Here is a 23,891-nt window from a genome sequence, read left to right on the forward strand (position 1 = left end):
ACGGCCCAGCGTACGAGCCGGGGCAGGCCGACGGCGCCGGGCCGCCCCAGGTCATGCCACTGGCGCAGACCAATATTGGTCGGGCGACGCGAGGCGAATCGCTGGCAGAAGCCCGCCGGGAGCCGCGATAGTGGACGACTGCCGTCCGACTCTTCGCCTCTCCGCGCCTCTCCGCCCGTCGACCGGAGGTTCCGATGTCCCGTCCCCCCTCGCGCAGAACCGTTCTCGCCGCCGCGCTCGTGGTCACCGCAGCCACCGGGACGGGCGCGGCCCTGCCGGCCACCGCCGCGGAGGCGGCCCCCGAGGCCCCCGGAGCCGCCGGGGCCCCCGCGGGGCCGCTCGTCGACAACGCGTTCTGGACCTCGTACGCCGACTGGCGGGCCGGCGCCGCGCACGGGGTCCGCGCCGTCTCCGGCGCCCGGCCCTCGCTGGTCATCGCCACCCCGGCGGGCACCACCACGTACGCCGATCCGCACACCGGGAGGACCACCACGTGGGAGTACGCCACCTGGACCTCCCCCCTGCACCGCCCGAAGGTCCCCGCCACCGAGGTGATCGCCTCCTGGAACGCGTCCACCCCGGCGGGCACCTGGCTCCAGGTCGAACTGCGCGGCCGGTACGGGGACGGCACCGACACGCCCTGGTACGTGATGGGCCGCTGGACCTCGGGCGACGGGGACGGCGACATCCGGCGCACCTCCCTGGACGGCCAGAGCGACGGCCGCAGCTCCATCTGGACCGACACCTTCGCCGTGGACGACGCGGCGAGCGGGACGCGCCTCGCCGCGTACCGGCTGCGCCTGACCCTCCACCGCACCCCCGGCAGCGGCCTCACCCCGGTGGTCCACCGCATCGGCGCGATGGCCTCCGACATCCCGGACCGGTTCACCGTCCCGGCCTCCACGCCGGGGCTCGCGCGCGAGCTGACCGTGCCGCGCTACTCGCAGAACACGCACATCGGGCAGTACCCCGAGTACGACAACGGCGGCGAGGCGTGGTGCAGCCCCACCTCCTCGCAGATGATCATCGAGTACTGGGGGCGCGTCCCCACCGCCGAGGAACTGGCCTGGGTGAACCCGGACTTCGACGACCCGCAGGTCTGCCACGCGGCCCGGTACACCTACGACTACCAGTACGAGGGGTGCGGCAACTGGCCCTTCAACGCCGCGTACGCCGCCACGTACCGGGAGCTGAGCTCCGCCGTCACCCGGCTCGGCTCGCTCGCCGACGTGGAGACGCTGGTGGGCGCGGGCATCCCCGTCATCACCTCGCAGTCCTTCCTCAAGGAGGAACTGACGGGGGCGGGTTACGGCACCTCGGGCCACCTCATGACGGTCATCGGCTTCACGGCCGAGGGCGATGTGATCGCCAACGACCCCGCCTCGCCCAGCAATCCGGCCGTCCGGCGCGTCTACCGCCGGGCCGAGTGGGAAACGATCTGGCTCCGCACCAAGCGGTACAACGCCTCCGGCAAGGTCGCCTCCGGCACGGGCGGCGTCTGTTACGTCTACTGGCCCGCGAAGCCGTCCGCCGCGCAGAGCCGGGCGCTGCGGTCGGTCGGCCTGCTCTGAGGGCCGCCCCAAGGGCCGCCCCAAGGGCCGCCCCAAGGGCCGCTCCAAGGGCCGCTCCAAGGGCCGCCCCAAGGGCCGCTCCAAGGGCCGCTCCAAGGGCCGCCCCAAGGGCCGCTGCGAGGGCCGGGTGGCGCGGCCCGGATCACGGACGGTGCGGTGACGCGGGCAGCGAGCGCAGCCACTCCACGAGGAGCCCGTTGACCTCGTCGGGGCGCTCCTGCTGCACCCAGTGGCCGCAGCCGTCGAGAAGGTGCGAGGAGATCAGGCCCGGCAGCGTGGTGGGGTAGGCCGCGATGGCGTCCGCCATCCAGGTGGTGGAGGCGTCGAGCGTGCCGCCGATGAAGAGCGACGGCTGACGGACGGGCGCCCCGTCCCACGGTGCGAGATCCTCCCAGTCGCGGTCGACGTTGCGGTAGCGGTTCAGCGCCCCCGTCAGCCCGCTCCGCTCGAACTCGCCCGCGTAGACGTCGAGATCGGCCTCCGTCAGCCAGGAGGGCAGCCGGTCACCGGGGAAGCGGTCGGAGAGCCTCGCCCCCTCGGGCACGAAGAAGAGGTTCTCCTCGCCGGCCGGCCGCATCGTGTCGGCCGACAGGCCGGCGTAGAACCCGGCCAGCCATCCCCGTACGTCGGGCTCGATCTCCGCCTCGGCCCGGCCGGGCCGCTGGAAGTAGCTGACGTAGAACTCCTCCGCCCCGCCGAGCATCCCGAAGGCGTCGCTCGGCCGGAAGCCGTTCCTCGGTGAGTACGGGACGCTCAGCATCCCCACGGCGGTGAAGACATCGGGCCTGAGCAGCGCGGAGTTGGCGGCGATGGGGGAGCCCCAGTCATGGCCGACGATCACCGCGCTCTCCGCGCCGAGCGCGCGCACCACACCGACGTTGTCCGCGACGTGGGCGAGCATCCGGTACGCCGCCACATCGGCCGGCTTGGACGAGCGCCCGTAGCCGCGTACGTCGACGGCGACCGCGTGGTACCCCGCGGCGGCGAGTGCCGGAAGCTGGTGGCGCCAGGAGTACCAGGACTCGGGGAAGCCGTGGACGAGCAGGACCAGCGGACCGGTGCCCTGTTCCGCGAGATGGATCCGGCCGCCGGGGACCTCCACCAGCCGGTGTCGCACGGCCGGGTTCTCCATCGACATCGCCGACGCCGCTGACACCGCCGGCGTCCCTGACATCCCTGACATCGCCGCTCCTCGATCGGGGTATGTGGTCCCACGATCATCCGCACGGGCCCGGCGCACCCGCAAGATTTGTTGCTGGTCCGGCAAATCCGCCCTCTCGCGCGAGCCCTCCGCCGACCACACTGTGGTACCCCGCGTCCACTCTGCAATACTGCGGGGATTCCCGCGGGGGAACACCGTGGCAGCCGGAGACCAGGACGCGGATTTTGAATCGTAGTCAACAGCGTGGACCGTCCCTGCGATCACAGGTACGGCGCTCCGAACTCATCGCAACCGGCCGGAAGTTGTTTGCCGACACCTCGTACGACGCGCTGTCGATGGACGACATCGCGCAGCACGCGGGCGTCGCCAAAGGGCTCATCTACTACTACTTCAAGAACAAGCGCGGCTACTACCTCGCCATCGTCGAGGATTCGGTGGCCGAACTCGTCTCGCTCGCCTCCGACGGAGCCGAACTGCCGCGCACCCAGCGGGTGCAGCGCACCGTCGAGGCGTATCTGCGCTTCGCCCAGTACAACGAGGCGGCCTACCGCACCATCGTCACCGGCGGCGTCGGTTTCGACACCCAGGTCCAGGCGATCCGCGACGCGGTCAGGACCGGCCTGGTCGCCACGGTCGCCCAGGGCGCCTACGGCCACGACGACATCCCGCCGATCGCCCGGCTCGCCCTGCTCGGCTGGCTCAGCAGCGTCGAGTGGCTCACGCTCGAATGGCTGGAGCACCGGGACGAGCTGCGCCGGGAGATCCCGCGCGACCTGCTCGTCCGGATGCTGCGGCACACCCTCAACACCATCGAGGAGTTCGCGCCGGAGTGCCCGGCCCCGCCCCAGGACCTCGAATGGGTCCCGTTCACGGGCCGCGGCCCCGGTCAGGACGTGCCGTAGGGCCCCGGTACGGAGGGAAAAAAACCGGACGCCGGGGGCGGGGGCCGATCGGGCGCCCCGCCCCCGGCGCGTTCCGGGGCCGTACTCGTGCGCGATCCAGCGCGATCCGGCAGGATCCAGCGGGACCTAGTCGATGGACTTGATCAGCTCGCCGTCCGCGGTGTCCCCACTCAGCTCCCAGAAGAAGGTGCCGCCCAGACCCTGCTGGTCCTTGTACGCCATCTTCCCGGCGATGGTGGCCGGGGTGTCGTAGCTCCACCACTGGTCGCCGCAGTGGGCGTACGCGGTGCCGCCGACCGTGCCGCCCGCCGGGCAGCGGTCCTTGAGGAGCTTGTAGTCCTCGATGCCCGCCTCATACTTCCCGGGCGCCGCGCCCGTCGCGGTGCCGCCCGGCTCCGCCTGGCCGACGCCGGACCAGCCGCGCCCGTAGAAGCCGAGGCCCAGCAGCAGTTTCTCGGACGGGATGCCGAGGCTCTTGAGCTTGGTGATCGCGGTGTCCGAGTCGAAGCCCTGGGTCGGGATGCCCGCGTACGAGGTCAGCGGCGAGTGCGGGGCGGTCGGGCCCTGCGCCGCGAAGGCGCCGAAGAAGTCGTACGTCATCGGGTTGTACCAGTCGAGGTACTGCGCGGCGCCCGCGTAGTCCGCCGCGTCGATCTTCCCGCCGTCGGTGCCGTCGGCGGTGATCGCCGCCGTCACCAGGTCGGAGCCGAACGCGCCGCGCAGCGCCGCCGCCATCTCCCTGAAGGCGTCCCGGCCGCTGCTGTCACAGGTCAGCCCGCAGGCGTTGGGATACTCCCAGTCGATGTCGATCCCGTCGAACACATCGGCCCAGCGCGGGTCCTCCACCAGTGCGCGGCAGGACTGCGCGAACGCCGCCGGGTTCTTCGCCGCCTCCGCGAAGCCGCCGGACCAGGACCAGCCGCCGAAGGACCAGATCACCTTGAGGCCGGGGTGCATCGCCTTGAGCTTGCGCAGCTGGTTGAAGTTGCCCCGCAGCGGCTGGTCCCAGGTGTCGGCGGCGCCGTCCACACTCTGGTCGGCCGTGTACGCCTTCTCGTAGTCCGCGTACGAGTCGCCGACGGCGCACTTGCCGCCGGTGACATTGCCGAAGGCGTAGTTGATGTGGGTGAGCTTGCCGGCCGAGCCGGACGTCTCGATGTTCTTCACGTGGTAATTGCGGTCGTAGACACCCCAGTTGGTGAAGTATCCGATGACCTTGTCCCCGGCGGCCCGGGCCGGTGCGGCCGGTGCGGCCGCGGCCGGGGCCTCGGTGGTCTCGCCCGCCGAGGCGGTGCCCGCCCCGGAGAGCAGCGTCACGCCGAGAACGGCGGTGCACGCCGCGGCGGTCAGCGCCCGGAAACGGGAGCGGGAACGGGAACGGGAAGGATGGAGCCTGAACATGGAGTCTCCTCGTGGGGGAGAGGAAGGACAAGTGGGGGGAGTCGGGATCCTGCCCACGGCGCCGACCGGGCAGGAATGTCAGGTGTGTTGAGGGGGAACGTTAGAAGGACTAGACCAGTGTGGTCAATGGTTCGTACCAACCGGCTTTCCCTCCGCGAACGCCGCCCGGCCGCGTCGGGCGTGTGATCACCGACCCGTGACGAAGCCCCGCCGATCGGGCATACTCAACGCGCCACAGCTGATGATCAGCCCCCGCCGTGATCCGGCAGGGCAGCATCGGCGAGGCAGGAACGACCCGTCCGGGGCCATCCCCGGACCCGTGCCGGCGACGTGACGCACACCCCGCGCGCGTTCGCCGCAGCGCCCGACAGGGAGGAGAGCGCCGCCATGTCCGACCGCGCCCCGCGACCGGTGGACCGTCTGCTGCCCACCGATGAGGCTCAGGACCTCATCGCCCTCGTACGCGACATCGGCCGACGGGAGATCGCCCCCACGGCCGCCGAGGAGGAGGACGCCGGGCACTTCCCGCGCGAACTCTTCCGTCTGCTCTCCGACTCCGGCCTGCTCGGCCTCCCCTACGACACCGCCTACGGCGGCGGGGGACAGCCGTACGAGGTCTACCTCCAGGTACTCGAAGAGCTCGCCGCCGCCCGGCTCACCGTGGGTCTCGGCGTCAGCGTCCACACCCTCGCCTGCCACGCCCTCGCCGGCTACGGCACCAAGGCCCAGCAGGCCGAACACCTGCCCGCGATGCTCACCGGCGGTCTGCTCGGCGCGTACTGCCTCTCCGAGCCCGCCGCCGGCTCCGACGCGGCCTCGCTCCGCACCAAGGCCGTACGGGACGGCGACCACTGGGTCATCACCGGCACCAAGGCGTGGATCACCCACGGCGGTGTCGCGGACTTCTACACGGTGCTGGCCAGGACCGGCGGGGACGGAGCGCGCGGCATCACCGCGTTCCTCGTGCCCGGCGACGCGCCGGGGCTGAGCGCGGCCCCGCCCGAGAAGAAGATGGGCATGAAGGGCTCGCCCACCGCCCAACTCCACTTCGACGGCGTACGGGTGGCCGACGACCGCCGGCTCGGCGAGGAGGGCCAGGGCTTCGCGATCGCGCTCTCCGCGCTCGACTCGGGCCGCCTCGGCATCGCCGCCTGCGCCGTGGGTGTCGCCCAGGCGGCACTGGACGAGGCCGTCGCCTACGCCACCGGACGGCGGCAGTTCGGCAGACCCGTCGCGGACTTCCAGGGGCTGCGCTTCCTGCTCGCCGACATGGCCACCCGCATCGAGGCGGGACGCGCGCTCTGTCTCGCCGCGGCCCGGCTGCGCGACGCGGGGCGGCCCTTCTCCCGACAGGCTGCCATGGCCAAGCTGTTCTGCACCGACGCGGCCATGCAGATCACCATCGACGCCGTACAGGTACTCGGCGGCTACGGCTACACGGCCGACTTTCCGGCGGAGCGCTATCTGCGCGAGGCGAAGGTGCTGCAGATCGTCGAAGGCACCAACCAGATCCAGCGGATGGTGATCGCACGCCATCTCGCGGGCCCGGAGACCCGCTGACGGAACCTCAGGCGGCGTGCCGGTCCAGCGTAGGCACCTTGAACGGGCGCGAGCCCGGGCCGCCGACGTGCGAGAACGGCTGCGTACGCCAGTCGAGTCCCTGGGGGAGCGTCAGCAGCAGCCCGGTCTCCTGCTCCTGGGCCTCGTACGACGCGTCGGCGGGCCGCGCCTCGGAAGCGGCGCGGCCCGTACCGGCGCACACCGACAGCACGAAGGGGTTCCACGGGGTGGGGCACAGCGCGTGCTCCGGAAGGGTCCCCTCGTCGGCGAGGAGCGCGATCGGCTGCACGCAGTCCGGGCAGACGACCCGGTACATCTCGAAGGTGTCGTAGAAGTCGATCTCGTCACTGTCGTCGAGATCGACGGGGACCGGCTCGGTACGTCCGGCGCGCTTAAGACTCTGCATGGAGACATTCCCCCTCGGGTGGGCCGACCAGGCTCGTGTGGTCTCGACCACAGCAAGCACTTCCCGTCGCGCGTGCCAGGTAACCGTAAGGTCTCGACGGACCCGGCCCCAGCTCTGTGGTCTTCGTCACATGCCAGCCGCAGGTGCGCGCGGAAGCGGCCTCCCCGCCGGGCGCGGCGCCGCTCCGACTGTGCCGGAACGGCCCCGGGGCCATAGGTTGATCCGCATGGAGGAGCTGGATCGACAGATCGTGGAATTGCTCGTCAAGGACGGCCGGATGAGCTACACCGACCTGGGCAAGGCCACGGGCCTGTCCACCTCGGCGGTACATCAGCGCGTACGCCGTCTGGAACAGCGCGGGGTGATCCGCGGTTACGCCGCGGTGGTCGACCCCGAGGCGGTCGGCCTGCCCCTCACCGCGTTCATCTCGGTCAAACCTTTCGACCCCAGTGCCCCCGACGACATCGCGGACCGGCTCGCCGACATCGCCGAGATCGAGGCGTGCCACAGCGTGGCGGGCGACGAGAACTACATCCTCAAGGTCCGGGTCTCCGCCCCGGTGGAACTCGAACACCTCCTCACCCGGATCCGCTCCCTGGCCGGGGTCTCCACCCGCACCACGGTGGTCCTCTCCACCCCCTACGAATCCCGGGCGCCTTCCTTTTAGGGGCTCGGTTCGCCTCCGGGCGCCGGCTGTGCTCATCAGCGACCTCCGGCCGCGGGCACGGTCGACGGTCGACCGTCGGCGTCGACTTGCGCGCCCCGGAGGCGAACCGAGCCCGCAGAAAAAGAGGGGAGACTGGGGGCATGAGTGATCGCACCGCCTCCCCGGCCGACCATCGCACCGTGCTGCTGCGCCGTGGGGAGGTTCACAGCCCCGCCGACCCCTTCGCCACCGCCATGCTCGTGGAGCGCGGGCATGTCGCCTGGGTGGGTTCCGAGGGGGCCGCGGACTCCTTCGTCGCCGGGGCCGACGAGGTCGTCGACCTGGACGGCGCGCTCGTGACCCCCGCCTTCACCGACGCCCACGTGCACACCACGGAGACCGGCCTCGCGCTCACCGGCCTCGATCTGTCCGGCGCGGCGAGCCTCGCGGAGGCGCTCGCGCTCGTACGGGCGTACAGCGCGGCGCGGCCGGACGAGCGGATTCTGCTCGGGCACGGCTGGGACGCCGAGCGGTGGCCCGAGCGGCGGGCTCCCACGCGTGCCGAGCTGGACGGCGCCGCCGGGGGCCGGCCGCTCTACCTGCCGCGGGTCGACGTGCACTCGGCCGTCGTGACCACCGCCCTGCTCGACCTGGTCCCCGGCGTCACCTCCCTGGCCGGATACCGCCCCGAAGGGCCCCTGACGGCCGCCGCCCACCACGCCGTGCGCGAGGCCGCCCACGGTGCCGTCAGCGCCCGTCAGCGCACCGAGGCGCAGCGCGCCGCCCGGCTGCGGGCCGCCTCCCTCGGGATCGGCACGCTCCACGAGTGCGCGGGTCCCGAGATCTCCGACGAGGAGGACTTCACCGACCTGCTGGCGCTCGCCCGGGACGAGCCGGGGCCGCGGGTCCACGGCTACTGGGCTGAGCCGGTCGGTGACGAGAAGGGGGCCCGGCGCGTCCGGGAGCTCGGCGCCGCGGGCGCGGCGGGCGATCTCTTCGTGGACGGTTCGCTCGGTTCGCACACCGCCGCCCTGCACGAGCCGTACGCCGACGCCGCCCACACCGGTACCGCGCATCTCGACGCCGCCGCCGTCGCCGCCCATGTCACCGCCTGTACGGAGGCGGGACTCCAGGCCGGATTCCACGCCATCGGCGACGCCGCGATCAGCACGGTCGTGGCCGGGGTACGGGCCGCCGCCGAGCGCCTCGGTCTCGCACGGATCCGCGCCGCCCGGCACCGGGTCGAACACGCCGAGATGCTCACCCCGGAGACCGTCGCCGCCTTCGCCGAACTGGGGCTCACCGCTTCCGTGCAGCCCGCCTTCGACGCGGCCTGGGGCGGCGACGAGGGCATGTACGCGCGCCGGCTCGGCGTCGAGCGGGCCCGTACGCTCAACCCGTACGCGGCGCTGCTGCGCGCCGGGGTGCCGCTGGCCCTCGGCTCCGACAGCCCGGTCACCCCCCTCGACCCGTGGTCGACCGTCCGGGCCGCGGCCTTCCACCGCACCCCCGGCCACCGGATCTCCGTACGGGCCGCGTTCACCGCCCACACCCGGGGCGGCTGGCGGGCCGTCGGGCGGGACGACGCGGGGACCCTGGTGCCGGGCGCCCCCGCCGACTACGCGCTCTGGCGGACCGAGGAACTGATCGTCCAGGCCCCCGACGACCGGGTGGCACGCTGGTCGACGGACCCGCGCTCCGGGACGCCGGGACTGCCGGACCTCACGCCCGGGCGTCCGCTGCCCGTGTGTCTGCGGACCGTGGTCGCCGGGCAGACCGTCTTCGTGGGCCCGAACGAGTGACGTAGGGACATTTCGTACCGCCGACCGATGCTTTCCGGCCTCGGCCACGACCTGCGGATCTTCCGCACTGACCTGGTGTTTCAGGTCAACCTCGCAGGTCAAAGCGGTATTGACAGCGAGCCGTCACCGGCGGGTAGGTTCGGCCGGGTCCACCACAGGACGTCCGTCCGGCAACCTCCACGCACGTCGTCGAACGCCGCTGGGCCATGGGGCGGTGTGCCGCACCGGCGCACCACCACTGGGAGCCAGGTCCAGCGCCCGCGTCTCGGGGGCGAGGGAAGGTTTCCGCCGGCCGGCAGGTGCGACCCGGACGGGGCCCCGGCGTTCAGTAGACAACGGCTTTCGGTCGATCCGCAGCCAGCGGGTCCCAGGTCGGCCCGAAGGACGCCGGGTCCCGGTCCGCAGCCCCGCCCCGGGTGTTCACGCTCCGTACGGGAGCCCACGGCCGGCCGTTCCCCTCCGTCATCTCGGGACATCACCTCTCAACTCGTCCGACACCGGGCCACCGTCGTGCTCGGGAGCCCCTGTCCGCTCGCTAAGCTGAGATGTCTGCGTACGGCGATGAAGGGGCAGCAGTGAACGACGGTGGCCAGAGGCGGTACGGCCCGCTCGGTACAGCCTTGGTGATCATCCCGACCTTCAACGAGGCCGAGAACATCACGCCGATCGTCTCCCGCGTGCGCGCGGCCGTACCGGCGGCCGACATTCTCATCGCCGACGACAACAGCCCCGACGGCACCGGCAAGATCGCCGACGAGCTGGCCGCCGAGGACAGTCAGGTCAAGGTGTTGCACCGCAAGGGCAAGGAGGGGCTCGGCGCCGCCTATCTGGCCGGATTCCGCTGGGGCATGGAGCACGGCTACGGGGTCCTCGTCGAGATGGACGCGGACGGCTCCCACCAGCCCGAGGAACTGCCCCGGCTGCTGACCGCGCTCAAGGGCGCCGATCTCGTGCTCGGCTCACGCTGGGTGCCGGGCGGGCGCGTGGTCAACTGGCCCAGGACCCGGCAGATGATCTCCCGGGGCGGCAGCACCTATTCGCGGGTCCTGCTCGGCGTCCCGATCCGCGATGTCACCGGCGGCTACCGGGCCTTCCGCAAGGAGACCCTGGAGGGGCTCGGCCTCGACGCCGTCTCCTCCCAGGGCTACTGCTTCCAGGTCGATCTGGCCCGCCGCGCCGTCGACGCCGGCTGCCATGTGGTTGAGGTGCCCATCACCTTCGTCGAACGCGAGCTGGGCGACTCCAAGATGAGCAAGGACATCCTCGTCGAGGCGCTGTGGCGGGTCACCGCCTGGGGTGTCGAGTCCCGTGCGAACCGGCTGCTGGGCCGCAAACCGGCCGGACCGAACGGTCCCGCGGCCTGACCCCCTCGCCGGCCATGATCATTACGGCCTCCCCGGCCCGCCGTAACGGCCGGCGCCCAGGCACACTGGAACCATGACGACCGCGCACTCGCCCCGGCCCGTTCCCAAGCGCTCACGCGCCCGCACGCTCCTCCCGCTCGCCATCGCCGTCTGGCTGGTGCTGGAGATCTGGCTGCTGACCGTGGTGGCCGAGGCCGCCGGCGGATTCACCGTCCTGCTCCTGCTCGTCGGCGCGGTCGTGCTCGGCGCCGTGGTGATCAAGAGCGCCGGGCGCCGCGCCTTCCAGAACCTGACCGAGACGCTGCAGCGGCAGCAGCGCCCCGGCGCCGCCGCCGAGCCCGAGGCGGCCGCCGGCTCCACCGGCAACGGCTTCCTCATGCTCGGCGGCATGCTGATCATGATCCCCGGGCTGATCACCGACGTGCTCGGCCTGCTGCTGCTCGTACCGCCGGTACGGAAGGGGCTCGGCCGGTACGCGGAGCGGTCGCTGGAGCGCCGGATGAACGCGGCGGGCCCCGGCACCCTCGGCGACGCCTTCCAGCAGGCACGGATGCGCCGGCCCGACGGCAAGGTCGTCCAGGGCGAGGTCATCAAGCAGGACGGAACGCCCGAGCGGCGCCCCGAGGACGAGGGCCCCCGCCCGCCGCTGACCCCGTGACCCATGCCGTGACCGTACGTCCCCGGTGACCGTACGTCCCCGGTGACCGTGCGTCCCCGGGGACGCACACATCCGGCGGCGGACCGGCGACAGACACGCCGCCCGGCGACAGACACGCCGCGGGCCGCGTCACACAGTTCGTGTGACGCGGCCCGCGGCGTGTGCTGTCGTGCGCTTGTCGTGTGCGGCGGTTACGCGGTCAGGCGGACTTCCGGCTGTCCCGCGGGTGCACGGCGATGTTCATGGCGCCGGAGCGCAGGACCGCCAGCCTCTCGGCCAGCACCTCCTCCAACTCCTCGCGGGTGCGTCGCTCCATGAGCATGTCCCAGTGCGTACGCGCAGGCTTGCCCTTCTTCTCTTCGGGGCCATCCCCGTCCACCAGGAGTGCCTGGGCGCCGCACGCCTTGCACTCCCACTCCGGCGGAATTTCCGCCTCCACCGAGAACGGCATCTCAAATCGATGGCCGTTCTGGCATGCGTACTCCACCGCCTGGCGCGGGGCCAGATCGATGCCGCGGTCCGTCTCGTAGCTGGTCACCACGAGTCGCGTGCCGCGGAGAGCTCGCTCACTCATGAATCGTGCCTCCCGGGCTTGTCGCCCACAGGACAGGTGTCGCTGTCGTCGTCATCCGGTCAACGTTCGGTCGGCGGTAAAGATTCCCGTTGCGGGTCATGCCTCGTCCGTCGTGCCGCTGCATTATCAAGGGTTGCGTACCCACCGGCGCCCGGTTTGTCACATCTAACAGGAGATGTCACCCAGCGATTTCATTGGTTGAGTACGCAGTAACGGTCCGCCTGGCAGGCCAAACGCGTACACTACCGCCCTTTCACTTCAACGTCTAAATCCGGTCCGGTACGGGATTCCCCGCGGCGGCGATCGCCGCCTTGACCGGCACCCGCGCCAGCAGCACAGAACCGATCGCGAAGAAGACCACCAGCGAGATGATCGCATCCCGGTAGCTCCCGGTGAGCTGGAACGCGAGGCCGAACACCAGCGGCCCCAGCCAGCTCAGCCCCCGGTCGCTCATCTCGTACGCGGAGAAGTACTCGGCCTCCTTGCCGCTCGGTACGAGATGCGAGAAGAGCGAACGTGAGAGCGCCTGGCTGCCGCCCAGGACCAGCCCGATCGCCGCGGCCATCAGATAGAACGCGACCGGTGCCCCCGCGGGCAGGAAGTAGCCCGCCGCGAGGATCAGCGTCCAGACGGCCAGCGAACCCAGGATGACGCGTTTGGCCCCGTACAGCCTGGCCATCCGGCCCATCCCCAGCGCGCCCGCCACCGCCAGGATCTGCACCAGCAGCACGGCGGTGATCAGAGTCGTCTGGTCCAGGCCCAGCTCCTCCGAGCCGTAGATCGACGCCTGGGAGATCACCGTCTGGATGCCGTCGTTGTAGATCAGATAGGCGAGCAGGAAGCCGAGCGTCAGCGGATGGCGGCGCATGTCCCGCAGCGTGGCCATGAGCTGCCGCCAGCCGGTGCCCACCGTCCCCTCACCGTGCGGCGCCACCTGGCGGTCGCGCAGCCGGCGCAGCGGTACGAGGGTGAAGGCGCCCCACCAGAGCCCCGCCGAGGCCAGACAGATCCGTACCGCCGTCGACTCCGAGACGCCGAAGGTGTCGTGCCCGGTGTACAGGACCAGATTGAGGACGAGGACCAGCGCCCCCGAGGTGTAGCCGAACGCCCAGCCCCGCGAGGAGACCGCGTCGCGCTCGTCGGGTTCCGCGATCTGCGGCAGGTACGCGTTGTAGAGCACCATCGAGACCGCCAGCGCGGCGTTCGCCACGACCAGCAGCAGCGCGCCCAGCAGATAGCGGTCCCCGTCGAGGAAGAACATGCAGGTCGTGGCCGTCGCCCCGACGTACGCGGCCGCCGCGAGCAGCGGCTTCTTGCGCCCCGTACGGTCCGCCGCCGCGCCCACCAGCGGCATCACCAGCACCGCCACCACGATCGAGACGGAGACCGCGTACGCGAAGACCGAGCCCGCCCGCACCGGGACGCCCAGCGGATGGACGAAGCCCTCGGCGTCGGCGGCGTTCTTCGCCACCGAGGTCAGATAGGGGCCGAGGAAGACGGTGAGCACGCTCGTCGAATAGACCGAGCACGCGAAGTCGTAGAAGTACCAGCCGTGTTGCTCGCGCCTGAGGGCCTTCGCCCCGTCGGCCCGTTCCACCGTGTCAGCGGTCACCCGCGCTGCCTCGCTCTCCCCGTACGGACGCTACGCCCGCCGGCCGTACCCGCCACGGGCACTACCCCCAGGCTCCCCGCGCGGCCAACACCGAGCGCAGCGTTTCCAGTTGATCAGTCATGATGCCATCCACGCCGAGGTCGACCAGCGCTTCCATCCGCGCGGGATCGTTGACCGTCCAGACATGGACCTGGAGGCCGAGCGCGTGCGCCGTCCGCACGAAGCGCTCGTCCACCACCCGGATGCCGTACTGCGACTCGGGCACCTGCGCGCACACGGCGCCGCGGCGGACCGGGGCGGGGATCCCGTACGACCGCAGCCGCAGGCCCGCCACGCCCCGTACCCCGTACGAGGTGGCGAGCCGGGGGCCCGCGAGCCGGGCCGCGCCCGCCACCCTGGCCTCGGAGAACGAGCCGACGCACACCCGGTCCCAGCTCCCCGTGGCGCGGATCAGCTCGACCAGCGGTGCCAGCGCGGGCGCCGCCTTGATGTCCACGTTCCAGCGGGCCTCGGGGAACTCCTCCAGCAGTTCGGCGAAGAGCGGCAGCGGCTCGCGGCCCGCCACCCTGGCCCGGCGCACCTCGTGCCAGGGCAGCTCCGCGATACGGCCCCGCGCGTCCGTCACCCGGTCCAGCGTCGCGTCGTGGAAGGCGACGAGCCGGCCGTCCGAGGTGGCGTGCACATCGGTCTCGAAGTAGCGGTAGCCGAGACCGGCCGCCCGGCGGAACGCGGCGGCCGTGTTCTCCAGGCCGTCGGCGGCGCCGCCGCGGTGGGCGAAGGGGATCGGGCCGGGGCGTACCGCGCCGGGCCGGTCCAGATAAGGGTGGAGTTCGCGCGTCACCGCCGCAGTATGGCGCCTTCCGGTGACCCGGCGGCGACCACCGTACGGCCGTTGTCCGCCGCGGGGATGTCGAAGACCCGCAGGGAGAACTGGGCCAGCGGGCCGATGGCCAGCGCGTACGCCACCGTACCGACGCCCACCGAGCCGCCCAGCGCGAAGCCGGTGGCGACGACGGCCACCTCGATCGCGGTACGGACCAGCCGCACCGAACGGCCGGTCAGCCGGTGCAGCCCGGTCATCAGCCCGTCCCGCGGCCCCGGGCCGAACCGGGCCGCGATGTACAGCCCGGTGGCCACCCCGTTGAGCACGATCCCGGCGACCAGCAGCGCGATCCGGGCCGGCAGCCCGTGCGCCGCGGGGACCAGGGCCAGCGTCGCGTCGATCGCCAGCCCGACGGCGAAGACGTTGGAGACCGTGCCCAGCCCCGGTCGCTGCCTGATCGGTATCCAGAGCAGCAGCACCACCGCCCCCACGGCGATCGCGACCACCCCCATGGAGAGCCCGGTCAGCTCGGCGAGCCCTTGGTGCAGCACGCCCCACGGCTCCAGCCCCAGGCCCCCGCGCACCAGCAGCGCCGAGCTCGCCCCGTACAGCGCGAGCCCCGCGTAGAGCTGGCAGAGCCGGCGGGGGAGGCGCCGGGCCCCCGGGCCGGCGCCTCGGGACGGGGCGGAGGCGCCGGGCGTGACGGGTGGGCTGGACGGGCCGGACAGGCCGGACGAACCGGATGAACCCGATGAACCCGATGAACCCGAGAAAGTCGACATGATGCCGTCCCTTGGTGCCATGGTGGACTGATGCGTGTCACTCTGTGGCGGGTGGACAGCGGGCAACCAGGTCCAATTCCGGGAAGGTGGACTGATTTCCATGGCTCAGTGGACCTCGGCGGTCGGGGCGTCGCAACTCGCCCGGCAGCTCCAAGCCCAGCAGCCCCGGCCGGCCGGCCCCGGCAGCCGCCGCCCGCCCGCCTACCGGGCGCTCGCCGACGGCATCCGGCTGCTCGTCCTGGAGGGCCGCGTCCCCGTCGCCGCCCGCCTCCCCGCCGAGCGCGAACTGGCGCTCGCCGTCTCCGTGAGCCGTACGACGGTGGCCGCCGCCTACGAGGCGCTGCGCGCCGAGGGTTTCCTGGAGTCCCGCAGGGGCGCGGGCAGTTGGACGGCCGTCCCGGCGGGGCACCCGCTGCCCGCGCGGGGCCTCGAACCCCTGCCGCCCGAATCGCTCGGCTCCGTCATCGACCTCGGCACGGCCGCGCTGCCCGCCCCCGAGCCCTGGCTCACCCGGGGCGTCCAGGGCGCGCTGGGCGAGCTGGCGCCGTACGCCCACACCCACGGCGACTACCCGGCCGGGCTCCCGGCGCTGCGGCAGATGCTCGCCGACCGCTACACCGCGCTGGGCATTCCGACGATGCCCGAACAGATCATGGTCACCACCGGTGCCATGGGCGCGATCGACGCGATCTGCCATCTCTTCGCGGGGCGCGGCGAACGGATCGCGGTGGAATCGCCCAGCTACGCCAACATCCTCCAGCTCATGCGCGAGGCGGGCGCCCGGCTGGTGCCCGTCGCCATGGCCGAGGGGCTGGCAGGCTGGGACCTCGGCCGCTGGCGCCAGGTGCTGCGGGACGCGGCGCCCCGGCTCGCGTATGTCGTCGCCGACTTCCACAACCCGACGGGCGCGCTGGCCGACGAGGACCAGCGGCGCGCGCTCGTCGACGCGGCGCGCTCGGCGGGCACCGTCCTCGTCGTCGACGAGACCATGTCCGAACTGCGTCTCGACCCGGAGGTGGAGATGCCGCGACGGGTCTGCGCCTTCGATCCGGCGGGCAGCACGGTCCTCACGGTCGGCTCGGCCAGCAAGGCGTTCTGGGCGGGGATGCGGATCGGCTGGGTCCGTGCCGCCCCCGACGTGATCCGCTCCCTCGTCGCGGCGCGCGCCTACGCCGATCTGGGCACCCCGGTGCTGGAACAGCTCGCCGTCAACTGGCTGATGCGGACCGGCGGCTGGGAGGAGGCCGTCGCGCTGCGCCGCACCCAGGCGCGCGAGAACCGGGACGCGCTGGTGGCGGCGGTGCGCGAGCAGCTCCCCGGCTGGGGCTTCGACGTGCCGCACGGCGGGCTGACCCTGTGGGTGCGGACCGGTGGGCTCTCCGGGTCCCGGCTGGCGGAGGTCGGCGAGCGGGTCGGTGTCCGGGTGCCCTCGGGGCCCCGCTTCGGGGTCGACGGGGCGTTCGAGGGGTACGTACGGCTGCCGTTCACCGTCGGCGGCCCGGTCGCCGTGGAGGCGGCGGCCCGGCTCGCGGCGGCGGCGCGCCTGGTCGGGACGGGCGCGACCACGGGCACGGACGCGCCGCGCACCTTCGTGGCCTGAGCGCCCGGCGGGGCTGACGTGGCCTGGGCCCGGCAGGCCCCGCGCGGCCTGAGCGCCCGGTCAGCCCTCGGCGGCCGACGGCGCGGGGACCTGCCCGACGGCCGGCTCCGGCTCCTGCCCGGGGACCCGCTCGTACGCCCGGTCCTGCCCGTACGCCCACCGCTGGAACTGCTGCCGGGGCGGCAGGAGATCCAGCACGGCGCGGCGGTGCGGCTCGCTCGTCGCGTCGTCGTACGGGTCGGGCGTGGCCGGGACCTGGAGCCGGAGCACCGGCGCCGTGCCGAGCCGTACGTACCCCCGGCCGGGCGGCACGTCCGGCGTGGGCGTGGTGTGCGAGGGGACCCCGAGCACCGCCTCCACCAGCGCGGGCGTGGCGGGCCCGAGGACGACCCGGGCGCGGGTGTGCGCCGTCACGTCCTCGCTCAGCCCGCCCAGGGCGTCGAGGTGCTCGGCGACCACGACCGTCACCCGGGCGGCCCTGCCGTGGCGCAGCGGCACCTGGAGCAGGCCCTGCGGGTCGGGCCGCCCGTCGGCCGCCGCGAGATGGCCGAGGGCGCCGGGCCGGTCGCACAGGATCCACAGCGGGCGCCGGGTGTCCTCGGGGGCGGGGTGGCCGGACTGGAGGGCGCGGTCGGCCTCGATCAGCCGCCGTTCGGTCTCGCGCGCGGCCCATTCGAGGCCGGCCAGCGCCCCGGTGAGCCCGCACTCCACGGTCAGCACGCCCGTACGCCCGGCCAGGCAGGCGAACTCGCCGGTCCCGCCGCCGTCCACGACCAGGATGTCGGCGTCCGGGAGGGCCTGGAGCGCGAGCGAGCGCAGCAGGCTCGTGGCGCCGCCGCCGGGATGGCCCGCGACCAGCAGATGCGGTGCGGCGGAGCGTGGCCCGGTCCGCCAGAGGACCGGGGGCGCGTCCCGGAGCCCGGCGGCGGCCGTCACGGGAACCGTGCGCGGCACCGCGCCGTCGTCGGTGAAGCCGAGGAGGGTCTCGCCCGGCGCCGTGACGAAGCACTGGGCGGCGATGTCGGTGGGGAGCGGGGGCAGGACGGTCATCAGCAGGAGGTTGTCCTCCTCGTCCCAGTCGAAGAGATATTCGCGCCCGCGTCCGGACTTGGCGTACAGCAACTGCTCGATCCGGGCGCGCGCGGCGGGCTCGCCGTCGGGGAAGTACGGCGGGTAGGCGATCCGGAGCCGGGTGAGCCGTCCGTCGCCGTCGAAGGCGTGGTCGGTGAAGGCGGTGCTCCACTCGCCCCCGTGGCTGAAGAGCGGACTCGGGTCCTCGGGGACGGCGAAGTGCGGTACGAGCGCCTCGTAGAGGGAGCGGAGCCGCCGTACCTCCGCCTCGTCGGGTCCGGTCCGTACGGGCGGACGGTCCCGTCCCTTCCATCCGGCCACGCCCAGCACCGAGACCAGCAGGAGCGGCGGCCCGTACGGGAGGAGCGCGACCAGCAGGAGGCAGGCGGCGGCCAGGAACAGCGCGGGACCGCGCCGGTCCTTGGGCGTGTCCGTCCAGCTCCGCCGCGCCGCCGTGGCCATCCTCCGCAGTCCGCGGCCGATCGTGATCAGCGGGTGGAGGGCGTCCCTGGCGCCGTCCGCGGCCGTACGGGCCAACTCGCGCCCGCGCGCGACGCGTTCGCCGCCGTCGGCCGGAAGGTGGGGGAGTGGTCGCCGGGCCACGTCTGTCTCCTGGGGGTGCGGAAGGGAAGGGCGGGCGTCAGAACTTGATCCCGCCCAGGAGGCCGGCGAGGCTCGCCCCGCCGGCCGTGATGCTCGGGGCGATGGCGGTGCCCGCCAGGTAGAAGCCGAAGAGGGCGCAGACGATCGCGTGCGACACCTTGAGTCCGTCCTTCCGGAAGAAGAGGAAGACGATGATTCCGAGCAGTACGACGCCGGACATGGACAGAATCATGAGCATTCTCCTGGTTCGTGCGGACAGTCACCATGAGTCCTTCCAGGATCACGAAAAGTATCTATGCGACAAAAGGTGCAAATGAGTGAAGATTTAAGCATTTCACTGCACTGGCGCAGGTGGGCCTCCACCCGGTCGGCGGACGTCCGGACTCTCCGCTTCCTCTTAGGGCTCCGGGCAGTAATCTGTCGGTTCATTCCGCACAGACTCTTCATTCCGCACAGACTCCGGAAGGCGGTCCCACCGATGAGCGAAGCCCCCGACCCCCAGGTCATCGAACTGGCCACCAAGGTCTTCGACCTGGCCAGGACGGGCGAGGCCGAGACGCTCGCCGCGTACGTCGACGCGGGTGTGCCCGCCGACCTCACCAACGACCGGGGCGACTCGCTCCTCATGCTCGCCGCCTACCACGGCCACCTGCCGGCCGTCGAGGCACTCCTCGCCCGTGGCGCCGACGCCGCCCGGGTGAACGACCACGGCCAGACGCCGCTCGCCGGCGCGGTCTTCAAGGGCGAGGACGAGATCATCCGCGCCCTGCTGGCCGGCGGCGCGGATCCGGCCGCGGGCAGCCCCTCCGCGGTGGATACCGCGCGGATGTTTGGGAAGACGCACCTCCTGGAGCTGTTCGGGGCCCGGTGACCGTCGTGACGGACAGCGTCGTAAATGTGGTCGCGGTGGCGAAATGGCTGGGTCATCATGACGACGGGCCCACGGAGGGCCACCGACGAGAGGCAGGGAAGATGGTCTGCGTTAGGCAGAAGACGACAACGGACGGCCGATCATGTTGCCGCGCGGTCTAGGACGTGCGTCAGGCCCGAGAGGGCTTCGGCACCACACTCCCCGGTTGCGTCGACAGCTTGATGTGAGGCTTTCCCCATGTTCGATCCAGTCATAGCGCCGAGCGGCACGCTCCTCGGCCTGCTGCAGAGGGGCCGCGGCGACGGCACGCTGCACGCGCTCGCCGCACCTCGCGCGGAGGCGCTCGCCGCCCTCAACCACTGCGTGCTCAACGACCCGCGCCACGACTGGCAGGTCGAGAACCGCTCGCTGTACTACGCCCGTCTCTATCTGGACATCCACGGCGGTCTCGACGCCATCGACGACCACCTCTTCCGCGCCGAGGACCACCTCGACGCCGACGAGTCACGGACCGGGCTCGCCCTCGCCGTCCTCGGCCACCTCGCCTCGTACGGCAGGCACGACGCGCTCGACCTGCTCCGGCGCTACACCGCGACCGGCACCAACTGGGCGTGGGCCCTGGACGAGCTGGCGCTGCGCGACGACGACACGGGCCTGCGCGCCCTCGCCACCCCCGTCCTCGCCCGGTTCCCCGCCACCCCCGACGGCGACGCCGAACTGGCGTCCACCGTGCGCGACGCCTTCGAGCCCCGGCCCTGGCGGCTCTGGGCCGACGACCCGCGCCCGGCGGTCGGCGCCCGCATCAGAGCCGCCGGCGAACAGGGCTCCTTCGACCGCTGGCAGCGCCAGATGCGGCCGAGCGGCCCCCGCCCCGGCTGGAGCGTCCAGGCCGTCTTCGACTGGGCCCAGCAGGGCCTGGAACGCGGCACCGAACTCCACCTGCCCGCAGCCCGCTGCCTGACGGCGGTCGCCGGCCCCGGCGACCGCCCGCTCATCGTCGAGGCCGCCCGCGGCGGACCCGGCGGGGCCCGCTGCGCCGCGCTCCACTACCTGGCCGAGGCCCGCGACCCGGTCGTGCTCGACCTGATCGAGACGGCGGCCGGCGACCCGCACCGCGCCGTCGCCGACGCCGCGGTCTCCGCCTTCGAGCGGATGTGCGGCGACGAGGCCGTCGACCGCGCCCGGGGCTGGATCCACCGCCCCGACGCCCTCGGCGCCTCCGCCGCCGGAGTCCTCGCCTGCCGCGGCGGCACGAAGGACACCCCTCTGGTCCTCGGCGCCCTGCGGGAGACCGTACGCGCCGAAGGCCCCGACTCCCCGCGGCTGTGGAGTCTCGTCGACGGTGCGGGCCGCCTCGGCATCGTCTGCGCGGCGCCCGTGCTGCGCCATGTCTACCGGGAGACGGCGTCCTCCCAGCTCCGCGGCCGCACGGCGCGGGCACTCGCCGCCACCGACCCCTCGTACGCCACCGGATTCGCCGTCGAATGCCTGTGGGACTGCGAGGAGACCACCCGCGAGATCGGCGCGCTGCACGCCGAGACCGGCGACGTACGGGTGGCCGACCGGCTCCGGCGGCTCGCCGCCGACCCGGCCGAGGAGGCCGAGGTGCAGACGGCCGTACGCAGCCGCATGGGCCCGGACGCGGCGGCCAGGTGACGCCCCCCGGCCCGGCCCTCATGGCCCTGGCGCCGCGCCGTGACTCCGTGCCGTCACCCCGTCGCCGCCATGGTGTCGCCGTGACGTCGCCGTGACGTAAGGGCGCCGAGGGCTCCATGCCCTCGGCGCCCTCGTACGCCGGCGCGCGCCCCTCACGTACGGCCTTGGTGACTCCCGCGTACGGTCCCGGTGACGTCGGCGGGAGCGGGGAACGCCCCCCGCTTCCAATGCTCACGGGACGTTCCCCACGCGGAAAGATCCACGTTGGCAGGGACACGTTCGGTACGACGACAACACGGATATGCGTGTCGTCATCGTCACCGAGTCCTTCCCGCCCGATGTCAACGGCGTGGCCCACTGCGCCCTCCAGACCGCCCGGCACCTCGCCGCGCGCGGTCACGACCCCCTCGTCATCGCCCCGTCCGTCGCCGGCGACGACGAGACCGACACACCGTGCCCCGTGGTACGCGTGCCCTCCCTCCCGCTGCCCGGCTATCCCCAGGTACGCGTCGCCCTGCCCAGCCGCCGGATCGCCGCGGCCATCACCGCGCACCGCGCCGACCTCGTCCACCTCGCCAGCCCCTTCGTACTCGGCGTGCGCGGCATGACGGCCGCCGCCCGCCTCGGCGTCCCCGCCGTCGCCGTCTACCAGACCGACCTGGCCGGCTACGCCCGTACGTACGTGGGCGCGGGCGAGGCCGCCGCCTGGCGCCGGCTCAAGGCCGTGCACACCGCGGCCGACCGCACCCTCGCCCCGTCCAGCGCCGCCGTCGCCGACCTCGCCGAGCACGGCATACCCCGGGTCAGCCTCTGGCCCCGGGGCGTCGACACCGTACGGTTCCGGCCCGAACTGCGGGACGAGGCGCTGCGGCGCCGGCTCGCCCCGCACGGCGAACTGATCGTCGGCTACGTCGGCCGGCTCGCCGCCGAGAAGCACGTCGAACTCCTCGCGGGCGTCTGCGGCCTGCCCGGCGTCCGCGTCGTGATCGTCGGCGACGGCCCCAGCGAGACCTCGCTGCGCACCGCGCTGCCCGGCGCGGTCTTCCTCGGCCGCACCACCGGCGAGGACCTGGCCAGGACCTTCGCCTCCTTCGACGTCTTCGCGCACACCGGCCCCTACGAGACCTTCTGCCAGACCGTGCAGGAGGCCATGGCCAGCGGCGTGCCGGTGATCGCCCCCGCCGCGGGCGGACCGCTCGACCTCGTGGACCACGGCCGTACGGGACTCCTCGTCACCCCGCACGACACCGACGCCGTCACGGAGGCCGTGCGCGAACTCGCCCACGCGCCCGCGCGGCGCGCTGCCTACGGGCGGGCCGGCCGCGCCGCGGTCGAGGACCGGACCTGGGCCGCCGTCGGGGACCAGCTCCTCGGCCACTACGCCGAGGTGCTCGGCGCGCGTACGGCGGTGGTCGCGTGAGCGCCCTGCGGATCGTACGGCTCGCCAACTTCGTCACACCGTCCTCCGGCGGACTGCGCACCGCCCTGCACGCGCTGGGCGCCGGCTACCGCGCGGCCGGACACGAACCGGTGCTGATCGTGCCGGGGGAGCGCGCATCCGACGAGGAGACCGGGCAGGGCCGGGTGATCACCCTGCCGGGCCCCGAACTGCCCGGCACCGGTGGCTACCGCGTCCTCGCCGCGCGCCGCCCGCTGCGCGACGTCCTCGAAGGGCTCGCGCCCGACCGGCTCGAAGTCTCCGACCGGACCACCCTGCGCTGGACCGGCGAATGGGCCAGGCGCCACCGGATCCCGTCCGTCATGGTCTCCCACGAGACGGCGGACGGAGTGCTGCGCACCTGGGGCGTGCCCGGGGCGGCGGCCGGGCGGGCGGCCGACCGGCTCAACGCGCGCAGCGCCTGGGCGTACTCCCGGATCGTCTGCACCACCGAGTGGGCGGAGCGCGAGTTCCTGCGGATCGGTGCCCGCAACGTGGTGCGCGCCCCGCTCGGTGTGGACCTGGACCGCTGCCGCCCGCAGCGCCGCGACCCGGAACTGCGCGCCTGGTACGCCCGGGGCGCTGATGTCCTGCTCGTCCTCGGGTCCCGTCTGTCGGTCGAGAAGCGCCCCGGCGCGGCGCTCGACGCGCTGGCGGAGCTGCGTCGGCGCGGGGTACGGGCGTCGCTGGTCGTCGCGGGCGAGGGGCCGCTGCGCGCCGGGCTGGCCCGCCGGGCCCAGGCGCAGCGGCTGCCCGCGCACTTCCTCGGCCATGTCGGCGACCGTTCCGCCATGGCGGATCTCCAGGCCGCCGCCGACATCTGTCTGGCGCCGGGCCCGGCCGAGACCTTCGGCCTCTCGGCCCTGGAGGCGCTCGCCTGCGGCACCCCGGTCGTCGCGAGCGCCTCGTCCGCGCTGCCCGAGGTGATCGGGGACGCGGGCCGGGCGGCGGCGGACGACGCGCATTCCTTCGCGGACGCCGTCGAGGACCTGCTGGCCCGCCCGGAGGCCGTCCGCCGCGCGGCGGCCCGCGCGCGGGCCGAACTCTTCGGCTGGGACACGGCGGTGGCGGCGTTCCTCGCGGCGCACGACGCCCCGGTGAGCGGTGATCCGGCGCTCCGCTTCTCGCCGACCCCGCTCCCGCCCCCGCACGCGGCGTCACCCGTGCCGACGGCCGCGGCGCCCGCTCCGGCCGTCCGCCCCGACGGGGCCCCGCGATGACGACCCGGCCGAGACCCGTCACGCCGGGCGGGGCACCCGCTGCGGCGGCGCTCCCGCCGGCCGCGCACGCGCGCCCTTCGGCCGCGGAGCCGCAGGCGGACCCGGTGCCGACGCCGGGCCTGGTGCCGACGCCGCTGGACACGGTGCCCACGCCGCGCCGCGGCGGCAC

General features: G+C 73.3%; 21 protein-coding genes. 12 read left to right on the top strand and 9 right to left on the bottom strand.

Features of this window, described 5'->3' with window-relative positions; genetic code table 11:
* Window positions 1-194 precede the first annotated feature (194 nt).
* Entirely contained in the window at window positions 195-1,571 is a 1,377-nt protein-coding gene (locus ACFXKG_RS33390; RefSeq protein WP_384846958.1) for a peptidase C39 family protein, read from the top strand.
* Window positions 1,572-1,713: 142 nt separating this feature from the next.
* Here ACFXKG_RS33390 and ACFXKG_RS33395 read toward each other — a convergent pair whose 3' ends face one another.
* The gene (locus ACFXKG_RS33395; protein WP_384846996.1) at window positions 1,714-2,709 is read right to left on the bottom strand and encodes an alpha/beta fold hydrolase; all 996 of its coding nucleotides are present in this window, start codon (window positions 2,707-2,709) and stop codon (window positions 1,714-1,716) included.
* 248 nt (window positions 2,710-2,957) lie between these two features.
* Here ACFXKG_RS33395 and ACFXKG_RS33400 point away from each other — a divergent pair, with 248 nt between their 5' ends.
* Window positions 2,958-3,635, top strand: coding sequence for a TetR/AcrR family transcriptional regulator (locus tag ACFXKG_RS33400; RefSeq protein WP_384846960.1), 678 nt, complete (start codon window positions 2,958-2,960; stop codon window positions 3,633-3,635).
* 126 nt (window positions 3,636-3,761) lie between these two features.
* On the opposite strand, the gene ACFXKG_RS33405 is transcribed toward ACFXKG_RS33400, so the two are convergent.
* Window positions 3,762-5,036, bottom strand: coding sequence for a glycoside hydrolase family 18 protein (locus ACFXKG_RS33405; RefSeq protein ID WP_384846962.1), 1,275 nt, complete (start codon window positions 5,034-5,036; stop codon window positions 3,762-3,764).
* A 387-nt stretch (window positions 5,037-5,423) separates the two neighbouring features.
* On the opposite strand from ACFXKG_RS33405, the gene ACFXKG_RS33410 reads away from it, so the two are divergent.
* Window positions 5,424-6,596 carry an acyl-CoA dehydrogenase family protein gene (locus ACFXKG_RS33410; RefSeq protein ID WP_384846964.1) on the top strand — a complete coding sequence of 391 codons (1,173 nt, stop codon included), beginning with the start codon at window positions 5,424-5,426 and terminating at the stop codon, window positions 6,594-6,596.
* 7 nt (window positions 6,597-6,603) lie between these two features.
* Here ACFXKG_RS33410 and ACFXKG_RS33415 read toward each other — a convergent pair whose 3' ends face one another.
* Window positions 6,604-7,002 carry a hypothetical protein gene (locus ACFXKG_RS33415; protein WP_384846966.1) on the bottom strand — a complete coding sequence of 133 codons (399 nt, stop codon included), beginning with the start codon at window positions 7,000-7,002 and terminating at the stop codon, window positions 6,604-6,606.
* Between the two features lie 226 nt (window positions 7,003-7,228).
* On the opposite strand from ACFXKG_RS33415, the gene ACFXKG_RS33420 reads away from it, so the two are divergent.
* The 4 genes from ACFXKG_RS33420 (at window position 7,229) to fxsA (ending at window position 11,472) form a co-directional block, all read left to right on the top strand.
* Complete coding sequence (locus ACFXKG_RS33420; protein ID WP_384846968.1) at window positions 7,229-7,669, top strand: Lrp/AsnC family transcriptional regulator; 441 nt, start codon at window positions 7,229-7,231, stop codon at window positions 7,667-7,669.
* A gap of 140 nt (window positions 7,670-7,809) precedes the next feature.
* Window positions 7,810-9,450 (top strand): amidohydrolase, encoded by a 1,641-nt coding sequence (locus tag ACFXKG_RS33425; protein ID WP_384846970.1) that lies wholly within the window; start codon window positions 7,810-7,812, stop codon window positions 9,448-9,450.
* Between the two features lie 575 nt (window positions 9,451-10,025).
* The gene (locus ACFXKG_RS33430) at window positions 10,026-10,814 is read left to right on the top strand and encodes a polyprenol monophosphomannose synthase (RefSeq protein WP_384846972.1); all 789 of its coding nucleotides are present in this window, start codon (window positions 10,026-10,028) and stop codon (window positions 10,812-10,814) included.
* Window positions 10,815-10,887: 73 nt separating this feature from the next.
* Window positions 10,888-11,472, top strand: coding sequence for an FxsA family membrane protein (fxsA, locus tag ACFXKG_RS33435; protein ID WP_384846974.1), 585 nt, complete (start codon window positions 10,888-10,890; stop codon window positions 11,470-11,472).
* A 199-nt stretch (window positions 11,473-11,671) separates the two neighbouring features.
* Here fxsA and ACFXKG_RS33440 read toward each other — a convergent pair whose 3' ends face one another.
* The 4 genes from ACFXKG_RS33440 to ACFXKG_RS33455 form a co-directional block, all read right to left on the bottom strand.
* Window positions 11,672-12,046, bottom strand: coding sequence for an RNA polymerase-binding protein RbpA (locus ACFXKG_RS33440; RefSeq protein WP_003959706.1), 375 nt, complete (start codon window positions 12,044-12,046; stop codon window positions 11,672-11,674).
* 265 nt (window positions 12,047-12,311) lie between these two features.
* Window positions 12,312-13,658 (bottom strand): MFS transporter, encoded by a 1,347-nt coding sequence (locus tag ACFXKG_RS33445; RefSeq protein ID WP_384846976.1) that lies wholly within the window; start codon window positions 13,656-13,658, stop codon window positions 12,312-12,314.
* Window positions 13,659-13,719: 61 nt separating this feature from the next.
* Window positions 13,720-14,499, bottom strand: a complete 780-nt coding sequence (locus tag ACFXKG_RS33450) for a glycerophosphodiester phosphodiesterase (protein ID WP_384846978.1) — start codon at window positions 14,497-14,499, stop codon at window positions 13,720-13,722.
* Window positions 14,496-15,263: a YitT family protein gene (locus ACFXKG_RS33455; RefSeq protein WP_384846980.1), complete on the bottom strand. Its 768-nt coding sequence runs from the start codon at window positions 15,261-15,263 to the stop codon at window positions 14,496-14,498. Before ACFXKG_RS33455 ends, ACFXKG_RS33450 begins: the two co-directional genes overlap by 4 nt.
* A gap of 100 nt (window positions 15,264-15,363) precedes the next feature.
* Between ACFXKG_RS33455 and ACFXKG_RS33460 the strand changes: the two genes are divergently transcribed.
* Window positions 15,364-16,863, top strand: a complete 1,500-nt coding sequence (locus tag ACFXKG_RS33460) for a PLP-dependent aminotransferase family protein (protein WP_384846982.1) — start codon at window positions 15,364-15,366, stop codon at window positions 16,861-16,863.
* Window positions 16,864-16,923: 60 nt separating this feature from the next.
* Here ACFXKG_RS33460 and ACFXKG_RS33465 read toward each other — a convergent pair whose 3' ends face one another.
* Both ACFXKG_RS33465 and ACFXKG_RS33470 read right to left on the bottom strand, forming a co-directional pair.
* On the bottom strand, window positions 16,924-18,537 hold the full coding sequence (locus tag ACFXKG_RS33465; protein WP_384846984.1) for a hypothetical protein: 1,614 nt from the start codon (window positions 18,535-18,537) through the stop codon (window positions 16,924-16,926).
* 37 nt (window positions 18,538-18,574) lie between these two features.
* Window positions 18,575-18,769, bottom strand: a complete 195-nt coding sequence (locus tag ACFXKG_RS33470; RefSeq protein WP_365815730.1) for a hypothetical protein — start codon at window positions 18,767-18,769, stop codon at window positions 18,575-18,577.
* Window positions 18,770-19,015: 246 nt separating this feature from the next.
* On the opposite strand from ACFXKG_RS33470, the gene ACFXKG_RS33475 reads away from it, so the two are divergent.
* From ACFXKG_RS33475 to ACFXKG_RS33490, 4 genes are all read left to right on the top strand, one after another.
* On the top strand, window positions 19,016-19,408 hold the full coding sequence (locus ACFXKG_RS33475) for an ankyrin repeat domain-containing protein (RefSeq protein ID WP_384846986.1): 393 nt from the start codon (window positions 19,016-19,018) through the stop codon (window positions 19,406-19,408).
* Window positions 19,409-19,645: 237 nt separating this feature from the next.
* The gene (locus tag ACFXKG_RS33480; protein WP_384846988.1) at window positions 19,646-21,064 is read left to right on the top strand and encodes a HEAT repeat domain-containing protein; all 1,419 of its coding nucleotides are present in this window, start codon (window positions 19,646-19,648) and stop codon (window positions 21,062-21,064) included.
* A gap of 301 nt (window positions 21,065-21,365) precedes the next feature.
* On the top strand, window positions 21,366-22,484 hold the full coding sequence (locus ACFXKG_RS33485; RefSeq protein WP_365815722.1) for a glycosyltransferase family 1 protein: 1,119 nt from the start codon (window positions 21,366-21,368) through the stop codon (window positions 22,482-22,484).
* Window positions 22,481-23,722: a glycosyltransferase gene (locus ACFXKG_RS33490; protein ID WP_384846990.1), complete on the top strand. Its 1,242-nt coding sequence runs from the start codon at window positions 22,481-22,483 to the stop codon at window positions 23,720-23,722. The genes ACFXKG_RS33485 and ACFXKG_RS33490 overlap by 4 nt, the downstream gene beginning before the upstream one ends.
* Window positions 23,723-23,891: the final 169 nt, after the last annotated feature.

This window comes from Streptomyces sp. NPDC059255, from assembly GCF_042752355.1.
In the GTDB taxonomy this organism is placed as follows: domain Bacteria; phylum Actinomycetota; class Actinomycetes; order Streptomycetales; family Streptomycetaceae; genus Streptomyces.